Genomic DNA, 3,444 nt, shown 5'->3' on the forward strand with positions numbered 1-3,444 from the left:
TGCATTAGAAACGAAAGGCTTTTGAACTGACGCTCAATCGGCATTCATCTTCCACTTTCGCTTTGCTTAGAAGTGAGAGTCTCCTGCCGAAAAACGATAAATTAGGGGATACAATGGGAAAAATACGCTTATCAAAAAGGTTAACAAATGTTAGTGAATATGTAAAAAAACTTGGCACATTAGCAGATATTGGTTCTGACCATGCACAATTACCTATTTATTTAGTTCAGAATAAAAACGTCTCAAAGGCCATCGCGGGAGAGGTCGCCAAAGGGCCATTTCAAGTTGCAAAAAGTGAAGTAGAGAGTCATGCATTAGAAGATAAAATTTCTGTTCGTTTCGGAGATGGTTTGGAGATATTAGCCCCTCACGAAGAAGTTGACACCATTACTATATGCGGAATGGGAGGGCTTTTAATTGGAAATATTTTAAACGAGGGAATTAGGCAGAAAATATTATCCAAAAATACACGACTGGTTCTTCAGCCCAATAATGCTGAAAAGGAATTAAGAGACTTTTTACAAAAAAGCAATTATGAGATTATAGCCGAAGATCTTGTTGAAGAAAATCATAAATTTTATGAAATTATTGTTGCAGAATATAGTGAAAAAAATATTCAGTATACAGAGATTGAACGGACGTTTGGGCCTTTATTGTTAAAAGAAAAATCTTCAACCTTTTATAAGAAGTGGGAAGCTGAACTGAAAACGAATAAATATATTGTAGAGCAACTTAAAAATTCAAAAAACAGTGAAAAATTGAAAGTAACTCAAAAAATAATTCATCAAATAAAGAAGGTGTTATCATGACAACAGTTAAAGAAATTGTTCATCATATTGAAGCTTTTGCTCCACCAAGTTTAGCGGAGGATTGGGACCCTATTGGCTTAGCATTCGGTTCTTATGATCAAGAAGTAAATAAAATGATGATTGCTCTAGATTTAGATGCAAAAACCTTAAAAGAAGCCCAAGAAAATGATGTTGATTTTATATTTACCCACCACCCACCTATCTTTGGATCACTTAATACGTTAAACGAACATGATACGCGACGAAAAGAATATATTGAATTGATAAAATCTAATATTTCAGTATATGCGGCGCATACCAATATTGATGCCGCTGAAAATGGAATGAATGATTGGCTAATCCATGCCCTGTCTTTAGAAGGTCCAATAGAAGTACTTGATGTAACAACTGAAACTTCTTATAAACTATTGGTTTTATATACTCCCTTAGAAGATGCTGATTCTGTAAGAAATGCTTTACATAAAAATGGAGCCGGACAAGTCGGAAATTATGACAATGTCTCTTATAATTCTAGAGGTACTGGTCGATTTACACCAAATGAAAAAGCTGAGCCCACGATAGGTCAAGCGAATGAAGCAGAACAAGTTTTAGAAGAAAGAATAGAAGTATTAGTTCCCGAGTCTTTAATAGGACGAATCATTCAAACGATTTACGAGGTTCATCCTTACGAAGAACCTGTTTTCCATCTGTTTGATATTGGAAAGATAGAGAAAAAGTATGGTCTTGGTCGGGTAGGTTCATTAGCAGAACCTACTACTATCCATGATTTAATCGAAAGGGTAAAGCAAGCTTATAATGTTCCCTTTGTTCGCCATGCTAATCTAGATTTAGAACAAAAGATAAAGAAAATTGCTGTGTTGGGAGGATCTGGCGAAAAATATTATAAAAAAGCCTTAGAGAAAGAAGCAGATCTCTATATTACAGGAGATATTTCATATCATGGGGCTCAAGATATGATCCGTGATGGGTTACCGTTTATTGACCCCGGTCATTTTATAGAAAATATATTTGTTGAAAAAATGACAAAAGAAATAATAAAATGGAGTGAAGCAGAAAACTGGTCTTTAGAAATTACTCCTTCCACAAAACAAGAAGACGTCTTTAAATTTAGATAAAGCTATAAAAAATAGAAAAGGTGAAGAAATGTATACAAATTTAGTCGATCGATTCATAGAATATGTAAAAATAGAAACACGTTCGGATGAAAATAGCCAAACCGTTCCTTCTACACAATCTCAGGTAGAATTTGCCAAAGTATTAATGAAAGATTTAGAAGAGATTGGTTTGTCAGAAGTGGAATATAATGAAGATAATGGCTTTGTTACCGCAACACTTGAAGCCAACACAAAAGCTGAAGCACCGACTGTTGGTTTTATTGCTCACATGGATACTGCTGATTTTAATGCAGAAAATATCAATCCTCAATTTATTGAAGATTATGATGGCAAAGACATTGTCTTGAATGATGAACTAGGAGTTGTTCTTTCTCCTAAAGATTTTCCAAATCTGAAAAAATATGAAACACAAACTTTAATTACAACAGATGGAACGACCTTATTAGGTGCAGATGATAAGGCGGGAATTGTTGAAATTATAAGTGCTGTAGAGTATTTAATTAACCATCCTGATATTGAACATGGAAGAGTACGTTTGGCATTTGGCCCAGATGAAGAAATAGGTGCGGGTGCTGACCGTTTTGATGTAGAACATTTTAATGCAGATTTTGCTTATACTGTTGATGGGGGACCGGTTGGTGAATTACAGTATGAAAGCTTTAATGCGGCGGGAGCTAAAGTTCATATTCAAGGAAAAAATGTCCACCCAGGAACGGCCAAAGATCAAATGGTAAATGCTTTAACCTTAGCGATGAAATTAAACGAGCAGCTACCTGAAAATGAGGTCCCAGAGCAAACAGAAGGTAGAGAAGGATTTTTCCACTTAACGTCCATGGAAGGTACTGTTGAGGAAGCAAAATTGGATTATATTATTAGGGACCATGATCGAGAAAAATTTGAAAAACGTAAAAAATTACTGCTTAATGCTATTGATAAGTTAAATGAATCATTTGATGAAAAACGACTTTCCATTGAAATGAAAGATCAATACTATAATATGAGAGAGATTATCGAAAAAGATATGCGTTCGGTCGAGGTGGCGAAGGAAGCAATGGAAGCACTAAATATTGAACCAGTAATGGAGCCAATTCGTGGTGGAACAGATGGTTCAAAAATTTCATTTATGGGATTGCCAACTCCAAATCTATTTGCTGGTGGGGAGAATTTTCATGGACGTTATGAATTTGTAGCGGTTGAAAGTATGGAAGCAGCAACAGATGTTATTCGAAAAATTATTGAATTATTGGTTTAATCATTAAATAATTAAATAAATCTTTTTTAAGCGAAGTAGATATTTATGCTTCGCTTTTCTTATAAGCAAAAATAATCCATCCGTTTTTATTTGAAAAGAATTACCTTAAAAAAAGCAAAAAAAGACATACCATGCTATAATTAAGACAAGGAAAATTTTTAATTAATTGAGTACTAGCTTCTGTTGCCGCAGACCTAGTGCTCTTTTTTCGTCATATGGTACTTTGTCATCTAAAATCTTATAAATGATTCGTAGTAACTTGTGCCCA

Annotated in this window: 3 protein-coding genes; all 3 read left to right on the plus strand. The window is 34.4% G+C overall.

Going from position 1 to position 3,444, the window contains the following annotated elements:
• The first annotated feature begins 113 nt into the window (after window positions 1-113).
• Genes BUB96_RS10030 through pepT form a run of 3 tightly spaced genes read left to right on the plus strand, consistent with a single transcriptional unit; the run spans window position 114 to window position 3,176 of the window.
• On the plus strand, window positions 114-809 hold the full coding sequence (locus tag BUB96_RS10030; protein WP_073298685.1) for a tRNA (adenine(22)-N(1))-methyltransferase: 696 nt from the start codon (window positions 114-116) through the stop codon (window positions 807-809).
• Window positions 806-1,924, plus strand: a complete 1,119-nt coding sequence (locus tag BUB96_RS10035; protein WP_073298686.1) for a Nif3-like dinuclear metal center hexameric protein — start codon at window positions 806-808, stop codon at window positions 1,922-1,924. Before BUB96_RS10030 ends, BUB96_RS10035 begins: the two co-directional genes overlap by 4 nt.
• Window positions 1,925-1,952: 28 nt before the next feature.
• The gene (gene pepT, locus BUB96_RS10040) at window positions 1,953-3,176 is read left to right on the plus strand and encodes a peptidase T (protein ID WP_073298687.1); all 1,224 of its coding nucleotides are present in this window, start codon (window positions 1,953-1,955) and stop codon (window positions 3,174-3,176) included.
• Window positions 3,177-3,444: the final 268 nt, after the last annotated feature.

The organism is Atopostipes suicloacalis DSM 15692 (assembly GCF_900129085.1).
Taxonomy (GTDB): domain Bacteria; phylum Bacillota; class Bacilli; order Lactobacillales; family Carnobacteriaceae_A; genus Atopostipes; species Atopostipes suicloacalis.